17 protein-coding genes and 1 riboswitch are annotated in these 18888 nt (G+C 41.7%); of the genes, 14 read left to right on the forward strand and 3 right to left on the reverse strand.

The window, feature by feature from the left end; all coding sequences use genetic code 11:
* Window positions 1-30: 30 nt before the first annotated feature.
* Window positions 31-1206 carry an acyltransferase family protein gene (locus A6755_RS09870; RefSeq protein ID WP_063590565.1) on the reverse strand — a complete coding sequence of 392 codons (1176 nt, stop codon included), beginning with the start codon at window positions 1204-1206 and terminating at the stop codon, window positions 31-33.
* 1014 nt (window positions 1207-2220) lie between these two features.
* Window positions 2221-2304, forward strand: a riboswitch (cyclic di-GMP riboswitch).
* Window positions 2305-2322: 18 nt separating this feature from the next.
* On the opposite strand from A6755_RS09870, the gene A6755_RS25960 reads away from it, so the two are divergent.
* Together A6755_RS25960 and A6755_RS27915 are read left to right on the forward strand one after the other, a co-directional pair.
* Window positions 2323-2451: an anti-repressor SinI family protein gene (locus A6755_RS25960; RefSeq protein WP_084737604.1), complete on the forward strand. Its 129-nt coding sequence runs from the start codon at window positions 2323-2325 to the stop codon at window positions 2449-2451.
* 898 nt (window positions 2452-3349) lie between these two features.
* Complete coding sequence (locus A6755_RS27915; RefSeq protein WP_255294649.1) at window positions 3350-3481, forward strand: YwzD family small protein; 132 nt, start codon at window positions 3350-3352, stop codon at window positions 3479-3481.
* A 1072-nt stretch (window positions 3482-4553) separates the two neighbouring features.
* On the opposite strand, the gene tagU is transcribed toward A6755_RS27915, so the two are convergent.
* Window positions 4554-5483 carry a polyisoprenyl-teichoic acid--peptidoglycan teichoic acid transferase TagU gene (tagU, locus tag A6755_RS09880; protein WP_063590566.1) on the reverse strand — a complete coding sequence of 310 codons (930 nt, stop codon included), beginning with the start codon at window positions 5481-5483 and terminating at the stop codon, window positions 4554-4556.
* Between the two features lie 702 nt (window positions 5484-6185).
* On the opposite strand from tagU, the gene A6755_RS09885 reads away from it, so the two are divergent.
* Complete coding sequence (locus A6755_RS09885) at window positions 6186-6395, forward strand: hypothetical protein (RefSeq protein WP_063590567.1); 210 nt, start codon at window positions 6186-6188, stop codon at window positions 6393-6395.
* 142 nt (window positions 6396-6537) lie between these two features.
* The gene (locus tag A6755_RS09890; RefSeq protein WP_063590568.1) at window positions 6538-7062 is read left to right on the forward strand and encodes a hypothetical protein; all 525 of its coding nucleotides are present in this window, start codon (window positions 6538-6540) and stop codon (window positions 7060-7062) included.
* A gap of 525 nt (window positions 7063-7587) precedes the next feature.
* Here A6755_RS09890 and A6755_RS09895 read toward each other — a convergent pair.
* A complete protein-coding gene (locus A6755_RS09895) occupies window positions 7588-8859 on the reverse strand; it encodes a replication-associated recombination protein A (protein ID WP_063590569.1) in 1272 nt (423 codons plus the stop codon).
* Window positions 8860-9184: 325 nt separating this feature from the next.
* On the opposite strand from A6755_RS09895, the gene cymR reads away from it, so the two are divergent.
* From cymR to A6755_RS09945, 10 genes are all read left to right on the forward strand, one after another.
* Window positions 9185-9604, forward strand: a complete 420-nt coding sequence (gene cymR / locus A6755_RS09900; RefSeq protein WP_034308657.1) for a cysteine metabolism transcriptional regulator CymR — start codon at window positions 9185-9187, stop codon at window positions 9602-9604.
* Window positions 9605-9664: 60 nt separating this feature from the next.
* Entirely contained in the window at window positions 9665-10810 is a 1146-nt protein-coding gene (locus A6755_RS09905; protein ID WP_063590570.1) for a cysteine desulfurase family protein, read from the forward strand.
* Between the two features lie 30 nt (window positions 10811-10840).
* Entirely contained in the window at window positions 10841-11956 is a 1116-nt protein-coding gene (gene mnmA, locus A6755_RS09910; protein ID WP_034308651.1) for a tRNA 2-thiouridine(34) synthase MnmA, read from the forward strand.
* A 121-nt stretch (window positions 11957-12077) separates the two neighbouring features.
* A complete protein-coding gene (locus A6755_RS09915) occupies window positions 12078-12743 on the forward strand; it encodes a tetratricopeptide repeat protein (RefSeq protein ID WP_063592505.1) in 666 nt (221 codons plus the stop codon).
* A 36-nt stretch (window positions 12744-12779) separates the two neighbouring features.
* Window positions 12780-15185, forward strand: coding sequence for an SF1B family DNA helicase RecD2 (recD2, locus tag A6755_RS09920; protein ID WP_063590571.1), 2406 nt, complete (start codon window positions 12780-12782; stop codon window positions 15183-15185).
* Between the two features lie 82 nt (window positions 15186-15267).
* Complete coding sequence (locus A6755_RS09925) at window positions 15268-15837, forward strand: LemA family protein (RefSeq protein WP_377307279.1); 570 nt, start codon at window positions 15268-15270, stop codon at window positions 15835-15837.
* Window positions 15837-16604 carry a TPM domain-containing protein gene (locus A6755_RS09930; RefSeq protein ID WP_063590573.1) on the forward strand — a complete coding sequence of 256 codons (768 nt, stop codon included), beginning with the start codon at window positions 15837-15839 and terminating at the stop codon, window positions 16602-16604. Before A6755_RS09925 ends, A6755_RS09930 begins: the two co-directional genes overlap by 1 nt.
* 139 nt (window positions 16605-16743) lie before the next feature.
* The gene (locus A6755_RS09935; protein ID WP_063590574.1) at window positions 16744-17202 is read left to right on the forward strand and encodes a PRC-barrel domain-containing protein; all 459 of its coding nucleotides are present in this window, start codon (window positions 16744-16746) and stop codon (window positions 17200-17202) included.
* Window positions 17192-17407, forward strand: a complete 216-nt coding sequence (locus tag A6755_RS09940; protein WP_034311361.1) for a hypothetical protein — start codon at window positions 17192-17194, stop codon at window positions 17405-17407. Before A6755_RS09935 ends, A6755_RS09940 begins: the two co-directional genes overlap by 11 nt.
* A 226-nt stretch (window positions 17408-17633) precedes the next feature.
* Window positions 17634-18710 carry an AI-2E family transporter gene (locus A6755_RS09945; protein WP_054400170.1) on the forward strand — a complete coding sequence of 359 codons (1077 nt, stop codon included), beginning with the start codon at window positions 17634-17636 and terminating at the stop codon, window positions 18708-18710.
* Window positions 18711-18888: the final 178 nt, after the last annotated feature.

The raw sequence follows: 18888 nt of genomic DNA on the forward strand, positions 1-18888 counted from the left end.
TTGCAAAGAATTTTTATATAATAGTAGGAATTATCCTATTTTGCGTTTTAAACCTATGCGGTCTTTGGAAATTACTTTTTCTTGTTTGTTTCTTGTGAAGTACGCTCCGAGCCTCATACATGGTTCTTCCACGAGTAGATAGGAAGCTGTAGACAGTAAAAAAGAAAAGAAAAAGGAAAAGATCAATATTAAACCGGTAGGCAGCTTGTTATAGAAAAGGTACATCAATGAGAATAAGGATATAAGATGGTACAAATACAAGCTATATGAAATTTTCCCAAGAAGAGTTAGCATTCTAGACCTCAAGATCTTTGAAACTTTCTGGGAAGACACGCTCATGAAAATAAAAATGCAAACACCGCACGAGACTACATAATCCCTGAAAATATAATTGTTTAAAAAATCCACTTCACCAATGATGCCTTCGTACATAAAACAGATAATTGCACCCAACAACAATGCGATTTTTACAGGTTTTTTCATTTTCAAGGTGTAGGAAAAAAGCCCATGTCGATATTTAGCTATTATTGCTCCCATTAGAAAAAGAGTACTGTAGTGGAAACTAAGAAGAATGCTTGTTATATCCACATTAGAACCAAACAAATACAAAAACAAAGTCGATGAAAAAATTAAAACAAAAAGGCATAATAAAGAGTCTTTAAGCTTTTTTCGTATAAATAAAAAAATCAGTAAAGGAAATATAATTGAAATTCTCATTTCGTGTACAAGGGACCATATAACATTGTTATAGGCGTCTGTATTGTACTTCCCAATGAACAAAAGATGTTCTATTAATAAGGAAGGAGTATCCGGCCCTGTCCAAGATTTATTAAACCAGTCAGTGATAAAGGGCAAATCAATTTGGCTTAAAAACATTTTAGCCAATATAGCCATGCTTATTGCTACTAAATATGGTAAATAAATTCGAAACACTCGTTTTATTAAGTATGTAGAATAGTGGAATTTAGCACTATTAACTGATAAATACAAAACAAAACCACTCAATACAAAGAATAGAATGACAGACTCATTTCCACTACTGAAAAAAAGGCGTAGAGGAGTTTCCTTGAATAAATAAATTATGTAGGAGCTGTTTGAACCATACTGATAATTAGCATATGAAGGGTATACCATCAAATAATGCCCAATTAACACAATGAGAGCGGCTAAACCCCTTAATGAGTCGAATTCCTCATATCTAGTCATATCCTCCTCCATATGAATCGTTTTTTTTATAATATAGCATTTGTTCTCAATAAAGTATAGTTAGTTCTTTAAAACAGACAAGAATAGACAGAAAAATACAAAACTAACTATCATATCCTAATTTTTAAGCTCAATTATGAAATGTTTAATGGGTGATTAAAACTTTTGTCAATTAATAAAAAGGAGCATAGTTGAAAGTCGGAACACAAATGCCTTAATAAGAGATTTCAAGACTTTGGCCAATGGATAAACCCAGTTCCCACTACCATAAATTTATGTGAGATATGGAAGTTTGGGGATTAGTTAGCAAGTTGTGGATTAGACATACAGGTGATGTTTATTATTCCTGTAAGAGGGAAATAAACTACTAAATATGCAAATAGAATAAATTTAAGAAACCAATTGACATAATAATGTAAAGATGGTAATTCAATTTAACTATTCGTTATAAAGAACGTTTTGTTTGTTATGTTAATTATATAACCTGTTAATTCTATCGAAGAATATAAAATAAAGGAACAAAAAATGTAAAATGATGGATGTTACTATTTAATATATACCTGTCATTTTTATAAGAAAAAGCTCAATTAATAATTTATAGAAGAAAGGATGATCTTTAATGCCTTTATACCAAATGAGAGAAATATGGACACCTTTAAAATTAGTTGGAGTTAAGTTTTTTAAAACAGAAGAAGGAAGTATTTTTATGAAAGTTTTTAATAAACGGCGAAGAAAGTTAACGTAATGCTTTGTTTTAATATTAATCCCTATTCAACTTGTTGTGATTGATAAAAGTTCCTAGATATCTAGTTATTATTTTAAGAATATTGTAGAATGATGGCGGAAATTAACGAAAAGTATTTTAATTAATGGACAGGATTTTACGTATAATTAACATGAATATAGTATTTAATACTTAGTGAAAAAATTCATGGGCTTTTACGATTTCTTAAAAAGAAAGAATGAAAAAATTAACTCCATGAACCAAAATAGGAAGATCATAATGTGAAATATACTTGAGAAAGGCAAACCTATTGAAAAGTAGGGACGCAAAATTACAGGTCTAAGGCTACATGCTAAGACGGCTGTGTTACCACAAGCTAGGTGGGGTTTATCATGGAAGCTAACAATGAACGGGAAGAATGGGTTTATTTAATGTTAGAGGCTAAAAATCTAGGATTATCTATTGAAGATGTGCGGGAGTTCATGAAGGAAAATGAACTGGAAAAAACAAATCAGGGATAATAATTACGTTAGGGAAGGCTGTTATACAGTCTTCTTTTTTTTATTTTCATTAACGTAAAAGGTATCCAGAATAAAGAACATGGCGATAATAATAAAAAAATGCAACCTTATTGAGGGGGATTTTTATTATGGATGTACCTATTGCCTTTTTGAAGGGATTAATGTGGGGAACTGTATTTAGTGTACCGTTATGGTTGGCATTTTGCGGTTGGATAAAAATAATCATCAATTTTATAAAGTGAGTGCTTAAGATTTAGATTATTAAAATGATACCTAGGCAGGATTTGAAATGTTTTCATAGAATTTTTTAATGTACATAATGCGTTAGACGCAACCTTTTACAGATTTAGGAGATATAACCTATAAAAAATAGTTAATAATACCTAAAAGTCTTTGGTTTTGTGCCGATACTAAATTATAGAGATCAAGCAAAGGGACTTCGCAAGTGGCGATGTAGATAGCTGCCATCAAAGTAAAAGGAGATTATTTGATGACAAAAAATAAATTCATTACGTTCGAGGAAGTTTATGAAAAGAAACAGAGAAGGAAGAAAATTTTTATTGGGATTTATATTACTATTATTTTAGTTTTAATTTCATTAATAACTTATCTTATGGGATAAGTATAATATGGGGTGTCGATGGGGCTGAGGAATCGGTCCTTTTTTGTTTTCCTTTAAATCACATAAATAAGTTAGTTTTACTAGTAATCCTTTCTACTAATGTTTAGTAATTGTTAATTTTCTGTGAATTATCTAATGATAAACGAGTTTCCGCTTGCCAATTCCTACGATATATGTGATTATCAAATAAATGAGCTATATTCCTTATTTTTGAAAAAATATTAGGACAACAGTATGAAATGGTGGCTCAATTAAATATTGGAGTGGAAATTTCGAATGGATTTTTTTGATATTTTAAAAGACACTTTTGCCAAGGGTGAGTCTGGACAAGATGTTACTGTAAATGAACTTGTGGAAGAGATTAAGGAGAAACTAAGCGGGATCATTGAACAACCCGATAGTATATGATTTGTAGATAATTGGTCTTGGGCTTATTGGTGTTGGGTATTGAAAACTAACCGGTGGTCGTCCCCTTTATGGCAGGATATCATCCTGGTCACGATTGGCGGTTTACTAGGAATCTTCTTTTCTTGTTTCAATGAAGAAGCCGCTAATAAATCTGAAGAACTCATAGGGCTACATATTATGAAGGAGCATGTTCATAACATGCTTCTTTTTTGTCGTTTATGTAAGTAAACCTATGAAGGCGATGAATAAATGTAAGATCTTAACGAGTATTCTTCTGGTGAGGAGCTTGTATCATTTTTCATTGGCCACGCATTTGAAAAGCGTTTCGAAGCTACGATATAATCGCGCAGAATATGTGCAACATCGTTGTCTTGTACTTTTACAATATGGAAGTAGAGACCTTTCAGTATGATAATGTTGGTCGATATTTAAGAAAGTGAAAAACTAGTGTCTGGATTAGGTTGGGAGGCAGTATAAATCGGCCTATGAAATACCAGAGCTACACAGGTCTTCAAATCTCGCTATAGGGTGTTTATTTTGGAACAAAATTGCTATGTCGTAAAGGAAAAAGGTGAATGGTGTTTGTTATGGATTATCAGTTAGAATAGATTCCTCTCCTTTTTCAGGCTCAAGTTCGTTTTATTGAAAAGGGAGAGGCGCTGCTCTCATAATAATGCCGAAAAGATCTACCTCTCATGAAACATATTTCATTCTTGAACGGTCACTGATGGCTTTCAGAATAAACATTTTGTCCTGTTTGCTTAGCATAGCCCAGCTGCCTGCTTTGATTTTCATTTAAATCCACTCCTTTTGTTTAGGATCATTTATTATAGTTGATGAATGACGGTTGATGGAATTCCGGGTCCAAAGAATAATAGTGTCAAGTGATGAAAGGGGCAAGGGGAAGATGGGATTGTCAGCTCATATTAGATTATACCGTCTTTTCATGCCTAATAAACAACAAAAATTCCAACAAATCTCTACATTTGGTGTTCGTTTTTTGTCAGAATATTGGACGGGGAAAATGAAAAAGCTGTCAGGATGCGGGTCCGGACAGCTCTTTCATTTTTTCTTATTTTATGGATAATTGTTCTTTTAATTCGGATTGAACCTTTTCTTTTTCTTCATCTGACACAATATAATAGTAGATGCCGTCGATTTTCGTTCCGTTTCCATTTATGGACGATTGGGTAATGCTTTTGCTTGCGTCCCTGTAGTTCTTTTGGATGTCCATCATGTCATCAAACGTCAAATTCGTCTGGATATTATTACCGAGTGCATCGAAGACTTCATCGTATTTCGTCAGGGAGGAAAGGCTTGCACCTTCCTTAATGACTGCTTCGATGATGGCACGTTGTCTGGATTGACGGCCGAAATCACCACTCGGATCATCATGTCTCATTCTTGAATAGGCAAGGGCTTCTTTCCCGTTAAGGGTATGCGTACCTTTTGCAAAATGAATGCCATCGGATGTGAAGTCCAAATCGTTTTGAACGGTCACGCCGCCGACTGCGTCAACGATATCCTTAAATCCTTCCATATTGATCTTCATATAATAGTCGATTGGAATATCCAGGAAGTTTTCAACGGTATCCATGGACATTTTCGCGCCGCCGAAGGCAAATGCATGGTTGATTTTATCCTGTGTTCCATGACCGACGATCTCGGTCCGTGTATCACGCGGAATGCTTAGCATTTTGACCGATTTCTTTTGTGGATTGACTGTTAAGACAATCATAGTATCTGAACGGCCTTTGTCGCCATCACGTTCATCGACACCAAGCATGAGCATCGAGAATGGCTCTTGATCTGACAGTGCAAGGTCTTTCGTTCGTTTATCGGTGGTACGGTCTATTGGTGTATGCATCGTGTCAACGGTTTTAGTCAATGAATTCCATACGGAGTAGGCAAAGGCTCCCCCAGCAAGTATAAAAAGTAGGACAATTATCCCGACTACCTTCAGCCATGTCCGTTTCTTTTTCTTCTTTTTTTCATGTCTCATAGTTTACTTCCTTCCTCTTTTTGTAACCACTTCATCTATTATATTTAATTTCATAGTAAAAGAATAGTATATTTTGCTATTTTATAATACCTTTGGCATATTTTGGTGTAACTCAACTAGAACAATTCTTCAATTAAAGGTTTAATGCTAAAGGAGTGGCTGATCGGAAAATCTACACTTCTTTGGTTATTAGTTGTGCAATTTGGCCTAGTGTTTATTTCTTTTTTAGATTCGCGATTATTAGAGTTGCATATCTTTTTTATATTGTACTTGGGTAATCATGATTTTACAGCAAGCTTTGCTGCCCTTGATGTTTGAAGCGGGGAAGATTTATGGGGTGTAAGGGGCCAATGGATAATTCATTCTGATTAAGGTTGGCGAGATCATCTCCAAGGAAAATGTCGAGGGTCTTCGAGAATCTAGTGGGAAATCAGTGATCGGTTGGCTAAAAGGACATCATAGCTAATATGAAGGAATAATAAAGTAGCTTCGGGAAGTCCGAGGTTATTTTTTTGTTTGGAATGAGAAAAACTATGACTCTAATGAATTTGATCAGGTGAAATGGATTAATCAAATATATCCAGGTGTATGAAGTTTTACTTCAAAATGGGTGATAAGCAAAGTCCCTCCATGAAAGAAGGCGCATATATATGCAATACGGATATCCTTAAAGAATAAATAAATCTTGGAGGCTAAGCACAAATGGAATATTTAACTGAAAGTTCATCATACGAAGAAAGTAATTCAACGGAAAGTTCATCATACGAAAGTAATTCAACGGAAAGTTCATCATACGAAAGTGATTCAGCGGAAAGCTCATCGTACGAGAGCGATTCAACGGAAAGCTCATCGGACGAGGGTGATTCAACGGAAAGCTTATCAGATGATGAAAGTAGTTCAACTGAAAGCTAATCAGATTTAACAACTAGTTAAATTAGAACGAAGATTTACTTCAAAATGGGTGATAAGCAAAGTCCCTATTAGAAAGTAGGAACATATATATGCAGTACGGATATCCCTAGAGGATAAATAAATTTTGGAGGTTAAAGAATAAATGGAATATACAACGGAAAGTTCCTCGTACGAAAGTGATTCAACGGAAAGCTCCTCGTATGAGAGTGATTCAACGGAAAGCTCCTCGTACGAGAGTGATTCAACGGAAAGCTCCTCGTATGAGAGTGATTCAACGGAAAGCTCATCGTACGAGGGTGATTCAACGGAAAGCTCCTCGTACGAAAGTGATTCAACGGAAAGTTCATCAGATGAAAGTGACTCAACGGAGAGTTCATCAGATGAAAGCAGTTCAACGGAAAGTTCATCAGATGAAAGCAGTTCAACGGAAAGCTCATCAGATGAAAGCAGTTCAACGGAAAGTTCTTCAGATGAAAGCAGTTCAACGGAAAGTTCATCAGATGAAGGCAATTCAAATGAAATCCTTTCCGAGGCCACAGAAGAAGAAACTGAAAATTCAGCTGAGGGTGAGGAAAATGGCACTCCTCGTCGTGTGAATATATTTAAGAAAATGTGGCTGGATAATATGATTAAAGCATCGAAGGGTATCTATAAAGACGAAGATTGACCATACAGGTACAGCAACCAAAGAGTTGTTGTGCCTTCTTTTGTAAAAGGACATGCCGCTAGACTCATAATTGACGCTAGGATTGTAATCCATTTACTAGATACGAGAAAAATTGGCCAAGCAAGGCAATTCAAAGGGAATTTAGCTTAAGCGGTTTCTTAAGGACCTAGCCGGAGTGTTTGGCTGACAATTGTACATATTGCCTATGGATGATTAAAGCACAATGGTTTACTGGTGGTTTTTTACGGGATAATGGTCAATATATTGAATGGATCTCTTTGGAAAATTCATGGAGTTGGGATTTTAATAGAAATAAGTTTTAATGGAATGTGGCTGTACACTTTTCTGTTTACAAACCAAAAAACTGGTTCGTGCTCAATTTAGTTTGCGTCCGTTAGATTAGTGGGATGGTCAGTGTGGTGAAAGATGGCATCATTGAGATGATGAATGGGGAGGCAGTTTTGTCACCATGAGGCATGCTGAAAGTTTTCAATAAAAAAACCCCGGATTTGAAGTGATCCGGAGTTATTTCTTTTTCTCGATATTTTCATAGACCGAGGCAAGTGCTTGTTCAAATTTCCCGCTCTTTTTCGGTTTGTAATATTTTTTGCTGCGCAGTTTGTCCGGTAAGTATTGCTGTTTCACCCAGCCATTCTCGTAGTCATGCGGATAAAGGTAGTCGATGCCGCGGCCGAGTTCGGTGGCCCCTTTGTAATGGGCATCCTTAAGATGATCTGGTACATCGCCGCTATGGCCGCTGCGAATGTCTGATAGGGCTGCATCGATTGCGACAATGGCCGTGTTCGATTTAGGTGATAGGCATAATTCGATCACTGAGTTGGCAAGTGGGATCCGGGCTTCAGGGAAACCGAGTCGTTCAGCGGCTTCGACTGCAGCGAGGGCCCTGGGGCCAGCCTGGGGATTGGCAAGAGCTATGTCTTCGTATGCGATGACTACCAAGCGGCGGGCGATGCTTACAAGATCTCCGGCTTCGACTAAGCGACCCAAATAATGAAGGGCGGCATTCACATCACTTCCGCGAATTGATTTTTGGAAAGCCGACAGGACATCATAATGGGCATCTCCATCCTTGTCATGTGAGAAGCTTTTTTTCTGCATGCATTCCTCGGCAATTTGCAGATCTATATGAATGGTTCCGGACTCATCGGGTTCGGTGGAAATGACGGCGAGCTCAAGTGCGTTAAGGGCACTGCGGACATCTCCATTCGAAGCAGTCGCGAAATGGGTAAGGGCATCAAGGCTGACCTCGGTTTCATATGCACCAAGTCCCCGCTCTTCATCATGAAGTGCCCGTTCCAGCGCTTTGGTTATATCTTCGGTTACCAATGATTTGAGCTCGAAAATCTGGCACCGGCTTCTGATGGCCGGATTGATGGCGTGATAGGGATTGCTGGTCGTTGCACCGATCAGGGTGATCATCCCGTTTTCAAGATAAGGCAATAGGAAATCCTGCTTCGCCTTATCGAGCCGATGAACCTCATCAAGCAGCAGAATCACTTTACCGGACATTTTAGCTTCGGCTGCCACGATTTCCATATCCTTTTTATTATTGGTCACCGCGTTCAGCGTCCGGAACGCAAACTTCGTGCTTCCGGCAATCGCACTTGCGATCGATGTCTTGCCAATTCCCGGCGGACCATACAGGATCATGGAAGAAAGCTGCTTGGCTTTTACCATCCTTGCGATAATTTTTCCTTCACCGACCAGATGCTCCTGCCCGATGATCTCATCAATCGATCGAGGCCGCATCCGGAAAGCAAGCGGTTTAATATTCATTGCGCACCTCTCCTTTTTATATAAGGTATCACAACTGATGGGGGAAATGCGCTGATTATGCTATAAAAAGAGGGTGATTTCCTATTATGGCAGTCTCTATGGGGATTTAATGTGATGTAGGGTTTATCAATCGACCCAGCCTCACGAGCGAATAATTCGATCATACCCCTCGAACGGTTTACATTTCATTCTTTATTTTCACTTTTCCTATCTCTCCAATTAGGATAATTTGACAAAGGAAGGGCGGGTGAATGCATTTCCGGCGGGAATATGCTATAATTTCAAAAGAATTTAGAAACGGATAAATAATTTGAGGTGTATATGTATGAAGATATCTACTAAAGGCCGTTATGGTTTGACGATCATGATCGAGCTTGCTAAACATTATGGAGAAGGCCCGAAGAGTTTGAAATCGATTGCCCAGACGCATAATTTGTCGGAGCATTATTTGGAGCAGTTGATTGCACCGCTTCGTAATGCAGGGTTGGTGAAGAGTGTCCGCGGTGCGTATGGCGGGTATGTCCTGTCCAAAGATCCTCAGGAGATTACTTCAGGTGATGTCATTCGTGTATTGGAAGGGCCGATTACGCCTGTTGAGGGAATCGAGGATGAGGAGCCGGTGAAGCGTCAGCTTTGGATCAGGATTCGCGATGCCGTGAAGGATGTATTGGATAATACGACGCTTATGGATTTGGCGAGCTACAAGGATACGGGTGAAATCGATTCTTATATGTACTATATTTAATTGATTAGCAATGCGCCTATTATGTAGGCGCTTGCGTTTTTTAATGGAGGCGACAAAAAAGTGGACAGAATATATTTAGATCATGCTGCGACTTCACCGATGCATCCGGATGTGATCGATACGATGATGAGGGTCATGAGCAATGATTTCGGAAATCCGTCGAGCATTCATGCTTTTGGACGGGAGGCGCGCCATGTTTTGGATGAAGCGCGTTCGAGTATTGCAGCAAGCATCGGGGTCGGGCGGAATGAAATCATTTTCACGAGCGGCGGAACCGAGGCTGATAATACGGCGATCATTGGTGTTGCGAATGCTTATAAAGAACAAGGGAAGCACATCATTACGACGGAGATTGAGCATCATGCGGTCTTGCATACTTGCCAATACCTTGAGAAGTCTGGCTTTGAGGTCACATATTTACCTGTGAATGAAGCGGGGCTTATTTCAATTGCCGATTTAAAGGCGGCATTGAGGGACGACACGATTTTGGTTTCGGTCATGTTCGGCAATAATGAGGTGGGTACGATCCAGCCGATTGCTGAGATAGGGCAGGTGCTCAAGGGTCATCAAGCCATTTTCCATACGGATGCGGTTCAGGCATATGGTTTGATCTCTATCGACGTTCGTGAGCTGGGTGTGGATTTGCTGAGTGTAACCGCGCATAAAATCAATGGTCCCAAGGGAATCGGCTTTCTTTATATTCGTGAAGGATTGAAGCTGAACCCGCATTTATATGGCGGGGAACAAGAACGCAAGCGCCGTGCTGGTACGGAGAGTGTGCCGGCAATTGCCGGTTTTTCAGAAGCTGTTTTAATTGCACAAAGCACGATGGAAAAGAAAAAGGAGCAATACAAGCGATTCAAAGACGTATTGCTTGCCGTCTTTGATGAGGCGGATGTACAATATGAAATTAACGGATCCATGGATCAGTCGCTGCCGCATTTGCTGAATGTTAGTTTTCCGGGTACGAATGTGGAATCGATGCTCGTAAATATGGACTTGGCAGGTGTTGCTGTATCGAGCGGATCCGCTTGTACTGCCGGGTCAATCGATCCGTCGCATGTGCTTGTGGCGATGTTCGGGAAGGACTCGGAGCGGACGAAGAATTCGATCCGTTTCAGCTTCGGTCTGAACAACACGGAAGAGGAAGTAAGGCAGGCGGCAGAAACCACCGTTAAAATCGTTAATAGATTAGTGAGAAGATAATTCTTACTTTAAAATAAATGAGGTGACAGAATGAGAAAAGCACCACAGGACACCCGCGTCGTCGTGGGTATGTCAGGAGGCGTGGATTCTTCTGTGTCAGCCCTGCTATTGAAGAATCAAGGCTATGATGTGGTCGGGATTTTCATGAAGAACTGGGATGATACAGATGAAAACGGAGTCTGTACGGCAACCGAAGATTACAATGATGTAATTGCCGTTTGTAATCAAATCGGCATCCCTTATTATGCGGTCAATTTCGAGAAGCAGTATTGGGATAAAGTTTTCACTTATTTCCTGGATGAGTATAAAGCGGGCCGTACCCCGAATCCGGATGTAATGTGCAATAAGGAAATCAAGTTCAAGGCTTTTCTTGAACATGCGGTAAGCCTTGGTGCCGACTATGTGGCTACAGGTCATTACGCACAGGTTGAATACCGGGATGGCGAATACAAAATGCTGCGCGGTGTCGATAATAATAAAGATCAAACGTACTTCTTGAACCAGCTTACTCAAGAACAGTTGGAAAAAGTCATGTTTCCGCTTGGACATATTGATAAGAAGGAAGTCCGTGAAATTGCGAAAGAAGCGGGTCTTGCCACGGCAACGAAAAAAGATTCTACAGGGATCTGTTTTATCGGTGAACGCAATTTCAAAGAGTTTTTAAGCAATTACCTCCCAGCACAGCCTGGTGATATGGTCACGATGGATGGCAAGGTTATGGGCAAGCATGACGGATTGATGTATTACACGATCGGTCAGCGTCACGGTCTGGGGATTGGCGGCAGCGGCGATCCTTGGTTTGTTGCGGGAAAAGACTTGAAGCGCAATGTACTGTATGTGTGTCAAGGCTTTGATAATGATGTGCTGTATTCCAATTCCCTTCGTGCAGTCAATGTCAGCTGGGTAGCGGAACATGCGCCTGCCGATGAATTCACATGCACGGCAAAATTCAGGTACCGTCAGGACGATAGCGGTGTTAAGGTGAAGGTCTTGGACAATGGTGATGTCGAAGTCATCTTTGACGAGCCCGTCCGCGCAATCACACCTGGACAAGCAGTCGTCTTCTATGATGGTGAAGTGTGCCTTGGCGGCGGTACGATTGATGAAGTATTTAAAAAAGGTGAAAAACTGACTTACGTAGGGTAAAATAATCATGTCCCCAGCTGTGTTTGCGGTTGGGGACTTCTTTTGGATTGCGGGTGACCGCCTGAATTCGGCCACTGGCTTATGCTATACTTTTTAATATAAAAATGGAGTGTGAATGGATATGGATAAGAATCAACAAGGTATTGAATTTATGCAGCAAGGGAAATACGAAGAAGCGGCGAAAGTTTTTAATGAGGCGATCGAGGAAAACCCGAATGAGCCTGTTGCTTACATAAACTTTGGGAATGTATTGACTGCCGTTGGTGAAACGGATAAAGCGGTCAAGTTTTACAAAAAGGCGATCGAGCTGGATGAAAATGCAGCAGCGGCCTACTATTCATTAGGAAACTTATATTATGAATCCGATTCTAAACTGGTCGAAGCGAAGGATATGTTTGAAAAGGCCATCCGTCTGGGACTGGATAACAGCGATGCTTATTTCATGCTTGGATTGACATTGATGGCATTGGATCAACCGAAATTGGCGATGCCTTATCTGCAGAGAACGGTGGAGCTGAGCCCTGAGGATGTTGATGCAAGATTCCAATATGCGTTATGTCTTGCTAATGCGGAATTGTATGATGAATTGATCGATCAACTGAATAAAGTTGTGGAACAGGATCCGAATCATGCGGATGCTTATTATAATTTAGGCGTTGCGTTTGCAGGGTATCGTGAGGATGCGAAAGCCTCGATGGTTTATTTTGATAAGGCTTTGGAAGCACAGCCTGACCATATGCTTGCTGCGCACGGTAAGAAACTGTTGGAAGAAATGAATGCTGAGTAAATAAAAAGCATATGCATGGAAAGGTGGGGAGAAGCGTTGAGCCAGCAAGATTCGTTGGATTTGTTTTCAGAAGAGAAAAAGTTCATGAAAGGCAGTCATTTAGTGACGATCTTTCATAATGAAGAAAATATGTACTCGGTTGTGAGAATTCGTGTGCATGAAACGAATCTGGATTATGAAGAGAAGGAAGCGGTCGTAACAGGTTATTTTCCAAGGATGCATGAGGATGAGATCTATATTTTTTATGGGGCCATGAAGGAACATCCGCGTTTTGGCCTTCAATTCCATGTAGAGCATTTTCGCAAGGATCTGCCTCAATCCAAGGAAGGCATCGTCAGTTATTTGTCAGGTGACCTTTTCAAGGGCATTGGGAAAAAAACAGCCGAAAGCATTGTTGAGACACTGGGTGATAAGGCCATTTCAAAAATTCTGGCTCAGCCTTCGCTGCTTGATGATATCCCGAAGCTATCAGGGGAAAAGGCAAAGGGCCTCTATGATACATTAGTCGAACATCAAGGTCTGGAGCAGGTGATGATCGCCTTGAATCAATATGGCTTCGGTCCTCAGCTGTCGATGAAAATCTATCAAATGTATAAGCAGGATACGATCACGATGGTTCAGGGTAATCCGTATAAGCTCGTAGAGGATATAGAAGGGATTGGGTTTGGACGGGCGGATGAGCTTGGGCATCAGCTGGGCATTTCCGGCAGCCACCCCGACCGAATCAAGGCTGCGTGCTTGTATACGCTTGAATCCCAATGCCTCCAGGACGGAAATATCTACATAGAAGCCGAGCAGCTTTTGGAAGCGGTCAAACGGCTGCTGGAGGAAAATAAACGGGATCGCATTGAGTTCACCAACATTTCCTCGGAAATAATCGAATTGACGCAAGAGGGGAAAATCGTTGTCGAGGATCAACGAATTTATCCGCCTTCGCTATTCTATTCGGAAAAGGGAATCGTGATGAACATCAAGCGGCTGCTTGCTCAAACCGAGTATGAGGACCAGTTCCCCGAATCGGAGTTCTTGCTGGCACTTGGGGATCTGGAAGAGCGGCTTGACGTTTCCTATGCCCCGGCCCAAAAGGAAGCGATCCAGACAGCCCTGCAATCACCGATGTTGATCTTGACGGGGGGACCGGGTACCGGTAAGACGACAGTCATCAAAGGCATCGTTGAGCTATATGCAGAGCTGCATGGTGTATCCATGGACATTAACGATTATAAAAAAGAAGGAAGCGATCCCTTTCCATTCGTACTTGCGGCTCCTACTGGCCGTGCAGCGAAACGCATGGCCGAGTCGACGGGGCTCCCCGCAGTCACGATCCACCGTTTGCTGGGGTGGAACGGAAGTGAAGGCTTTTCCCATGATGAGGATAATCAGCTGGATGGCCGTATCGTGATCATCGATGAGGTTTCGATGGTGGATACGTGGCTGGCCCATCAATTGTTTAAAGCTCTGCCGGAAAATGTCCAGGTGATTTTGGTTGGTGATGAAGATCAGCTGCCATCTGTTGGACCTGGGCAGGTTTTAAAGGATTTGCTTGCATCGAATTGTGTACCGACTGTCAGTCTCGAACATATATATCGTCAAGCTGATGGGTCATCGATCATTGAATTGGCCCATGAAATCAAAAAAGGAAGGCTTCCGGATGATGTCACGAAACAGCAGGAAGATCGATCGTTCATTCGCTGCCAAACCAATCAAATCCCCCAAGTGATCGAGAAAGTGGTTGCCAATGCCAGGACGAAAGGCTTCACGTCCAAAGATATACAGGTGCTGGCTCCCATGTATAGAGGGCCTGCCGGGATTGATGCACTGAATAAAATGCTTCAGGAAGTGTTCAATAGCAATGCGAATGAAAAGCGGCGGGAAATAAAATTCGGCGACGTGATATATAGAACCGGAGATAAGGTGCTTCAACTGGTGAACCAGCCAGAAGAGGGTGTCTTTAATGGCGATATGGGGGAAATCGTGTCAATATTATTCGCTAAAGAAAATACCGATTCTGTCGATAAAGTGATCATATCGTTCGAAGGCATCGAAGTGACTTACACGAAGCAGGATTTGAACCAGATTACACATGCCTATTGCTGCTCCATCCATAAGTCGCAGGGAAGCGAATTCCCCATCGTCATTTTACCTGTAGTGAAAAGTTATTACCGGATGCTCCGCCGTAATTTATTGTATACGGCGATTACCCGCAGTAAAAATTTCTTGATCCTATGTGGTGAAGAAGATGCATTCCGTTTAGGGATCGAGCGTAATGATGAGATGCGCCGGAAAACGACTTTGCGTGAAAAGCTGCGGGAGATCTTGAGTGAAGAAGGAATGCCGGTTGAAAAGGGAGAGGTACATCAAGAGGCAAGTTATCTTGATATTCTTATGCATGCCGACCCGATGATCGGGATGGAAAATGTCACGCCATATGATTTTATGTAGGTTCTTTTTGATTGATTTTGTTTAAAATTCATGGTTTTGGTGGAACTAATAAGGATATAACTTATATGTGAGCAGGGGGGATTTGATGAAAAAAGGTTGGATAGTCGGAATAGTCGTTGTCGTTCTATTGGTCATTTATGGCGCATCTTCCTACAACGGACTTGTTAGTGCCAGTGAAGATGTCGATAATAAATGGTCACAGGTGGATAACCAATTAAAACGAAGAGCGGATTTGATTCCGAATCTTGTTGAAACGGTGAAGGGTTATGCCGCTCATGAAACGGAAGCCATTAAAGCGGTGAGTGATGCACGCTCGAAGCTGGCAGGTGCCAATTCGACCGAAGATGCGATTGAAGCCGATCAAGAATTGAGCGGGGCCTTGAGCCGTCTTTTGGTTGTTGTCGAGAACTATCCGGACTTAAAGGCCAATGAGAACTTTAAGGGCCTCATGGATAGTTTGGAAGGCACGGAAAATCGGCTGACGGTAGCACGAAAAGACTATAATGATGAAGTTACCAACTATAATAAGATGATTAAACGCTTTCCGAAGAATATGATGGCAGGAGCGTTCGGGTTCGATGCCAAACCATATTTTGAAGTGACCGATCAAGAAAAAGAAACGCCAAAGGTTGATTTCGGGAGCGATAAATAATGAAAAAACTCGCTGTGTTTGCGCTATTCTTCATTCTCACGTTCAGTTTAGCAAACGTGGCCGCAGCACAACCTAACATTCCTGAACCAGTGGGGGATATATATGTTCAGGACTTCGCCGGAGTCCTGGATGATCAGGAAAAATCGGAACTCATCGAACTTGGGAAACGATTGGATGATGCCACAAAAGCACAAATTTCCATTTTGACGGTTGATTCGATGGAAGGATCCGAGATCGAGGAGTACTCGGTCGAGGCATTAAGGTCATTCAAGCTTGGTGATGCCGAGCTGAACAATGGAGTCCTCATCGTGCTGGCCATGGAAGAACAGAAAATCCGTATTGAAGTGGGGTACGGTTTGGAAGGGGCCATCACCGATATAAAATCCGGACAAATTTTGGATGATGTGGCTATCCCCGCGCTGAAAGAGGGTAAATATGATGTTGCCCTGACGGAGACCTATAAGGCTGTATATAATGACGTCACGAAAGAATACAACCTAGGTGACGAGTTTTATCAAGATCTCTCCGTTCAGCCCGAGTCAGGAACCTTTCAGCCATCAGGTTTACAGATTTTCCTCATTATCATCGTCGTCATCATCGTATTCATCCTCGATGCCAAGTTCTTTAAAGGGTTTTTCCTTCAAACGCTAATCAATATCCTTTTGATATTCATAAGTCGCGGCGGCGGCCGTGGAGGCGGAAGCGGCGGTCCACGGGGCGGCGGCGGAGGAAGTTCCGGCGGCGGAGGTGCCAGCAGGGGCTGGTAAAAAAGCACGTGTATCTGACCGGGAAACCGGTCTTTTTTTTATGTAGGCCCCTGTGTTGGACCAACAATGGAAAACCTTTCAGCACATCTATTTTCAGTAGTAAAGAGATAATAAAAATGTTCGGAAAGGCGGGATGACCTTGCGGACGTTTTCTTTATTGAAAGGAATGCCGGTTTTCACAATCAAAGGAGAAAGAATCGGCACGGTCCACGATTTATCAATTTCTGAAATGGGACAGGTAACGGGCTTGGTCGTTCATCAGCAAGCATTGTTCAAAAGAGCTTTTCATTTGAAACTTGACGATATTTCTTCATTCGGTCCAGATGGGATCGTCATCAGCCAACAAGATTCAACCTTAAGGAAAGTGCCTGCGGATTCCATTTGCCTTTCGAAGGACGAAGTATTGGGACGCATGCTGTTTTCAGAAATGGGCGAAGAACTTGGTTTACTGCAGGATGTATATTTCAAGGAAGAAATGGGCACGATTATAGCGTATGAAACAACGGATGGGTTTTTCTCGGAGTCGACAGTGATAGAATCAAAACAGCCGCCTGCATTAGGGAAGGATACCATCATTGTTTCAGTTTATGAACAGTGAGGTGTCCATTTTGGAAATTAAATGTCCGAATTGCCGCAGTAAAGATGTTGGGAAGATTGGCGTAAATCAATATTATTGTTGGAATTGCTTTATTGAAATGACTCTGTCCGAAGGGCTCATCAATACGCACCAAGTCGAGGAAGATGGAAGTTTAAGCTCATTGGACGATTTGTTTGAGGAAAATGACCGCCGCTTCGGTATGTAAATAACGGAAGAGGTGTTTGCAATGGCTAGACGTTCACGCAATACTCTAATGAATATGGGTTCGGACTTGATGAACTCGAAGATGATCAAACGGAACATGAAGAAAATACGCAAAAGATTAAAGTCATTATTATAGCAGGAATGGGTGTCCTGATAATGAGGGCACTCTTTTTTATGTATGAAAACCTTCCGCCTTTCGAAGAATAAATGAGCGGGGGGTGTTTATTGTGAGTATTCGGCTAAAGTGGTTTTATCGCCTGGGTTTTTTATTGCTCTTATTTTTCGTCATCTATATTTTTATGAAACTTAAGCCCATGTGGGGACCTGCCGTTACTGTATGTGTGACGGTACTGCTGCCCTTTTTGGTCGGTGCGTTCATCAGTTACTTGCTGCACCCTGTAGTGGAATATTTAAATGAGAAAGGGATGCGTCGCTGGCTTTCGATCACGATCATCTATTTGTTGTTTTTCGGGGGGATCGGTTTTGCCGTTTATAAAGGGATTCCAGTGATCGTCAGCCAGGTTCGCGAGCTGTCGGAAAGCGTGCCGGAACTGGTTGAACAGTACCGGGGCAGGATTGATAAGCTCAATCATCAAACGGCGGCTTGGCCGTTCGGAATTCATGAAAGATTCGAAGAGGGTGTCACCCTTTTCGAAGGCTGGCTGAAGCGTATACCTGAAAAGGCGATGGAGTATGCAATGAAGATGATTGATTTCATCGTCCTGATTGCGTTGATTCCATTCATTGCTTTTTATATCCTGAAAGATTTCACCGTTTTAAAAAAAATGGCATGGTATATGACCCCGAAAAAATGGCGCAATCAGGGACGGGCATTCGTTCGTGATGTCGATGCATCGCTTGGCGGCTATATCCGCGGACAAATCATCGTCTGTGTCGTGATCGGCTTGATTTCCTCGCTGCTCTTCTGGATAGCCGGAATGAAATATCCGCTTCTTTTGGGGGCGATAATCGGAATAACGAATGTCATTCCGTATTTCGGACCGATTATTGGGGCCATTCCTGCTGTGGTCATCGCCGCGACAATGTCAGTGAAAATGGTGTTGATCATCGCGGTCATCGTGCTTGTCCTTCAATTTCTCGAAGGAAATATCCTGTCTCCGCTAATAGTCGGTAAAAGCCTTCATATGCATCCGCTGTTCATCATGCTTGCATTATTGGCCGGAGGCGAAATAGGCGGTATCGTCGGCATGGTCCTTTCGATTCCCATCTTGGCTGTGTTGAAAGTTTTTGTACTTCATGCCCGCGTTCACTTTAGAAAGAAGCCGCCCCTTATTGACAAATAAAAGTCTTGTGAATATAATCCATAACATAAGATAATTCGTTGAAGGATGAAGTATGCTGAAGTCCATCTAAAGAGAGGGGTCCCCCAGGCTGAAAGGGACTGCCAGGTGAAGAGCAGCAGAAAGCTAGTCCTGAGAGCAGCTAATACCTGCCGTCACGCCGCGTTAAGGCTTTTATGAA

The organism is Peribacillus frigoritolerans, from assembly GCF_001636405.1.
In the GTDB taxonomy this organism is placed as follows: domain Bacteria; phylum Bacillota; class Bacilli; order Bacillales; family DSM-1321; genus Peribacillus; species Peribacillus frigoritolerans.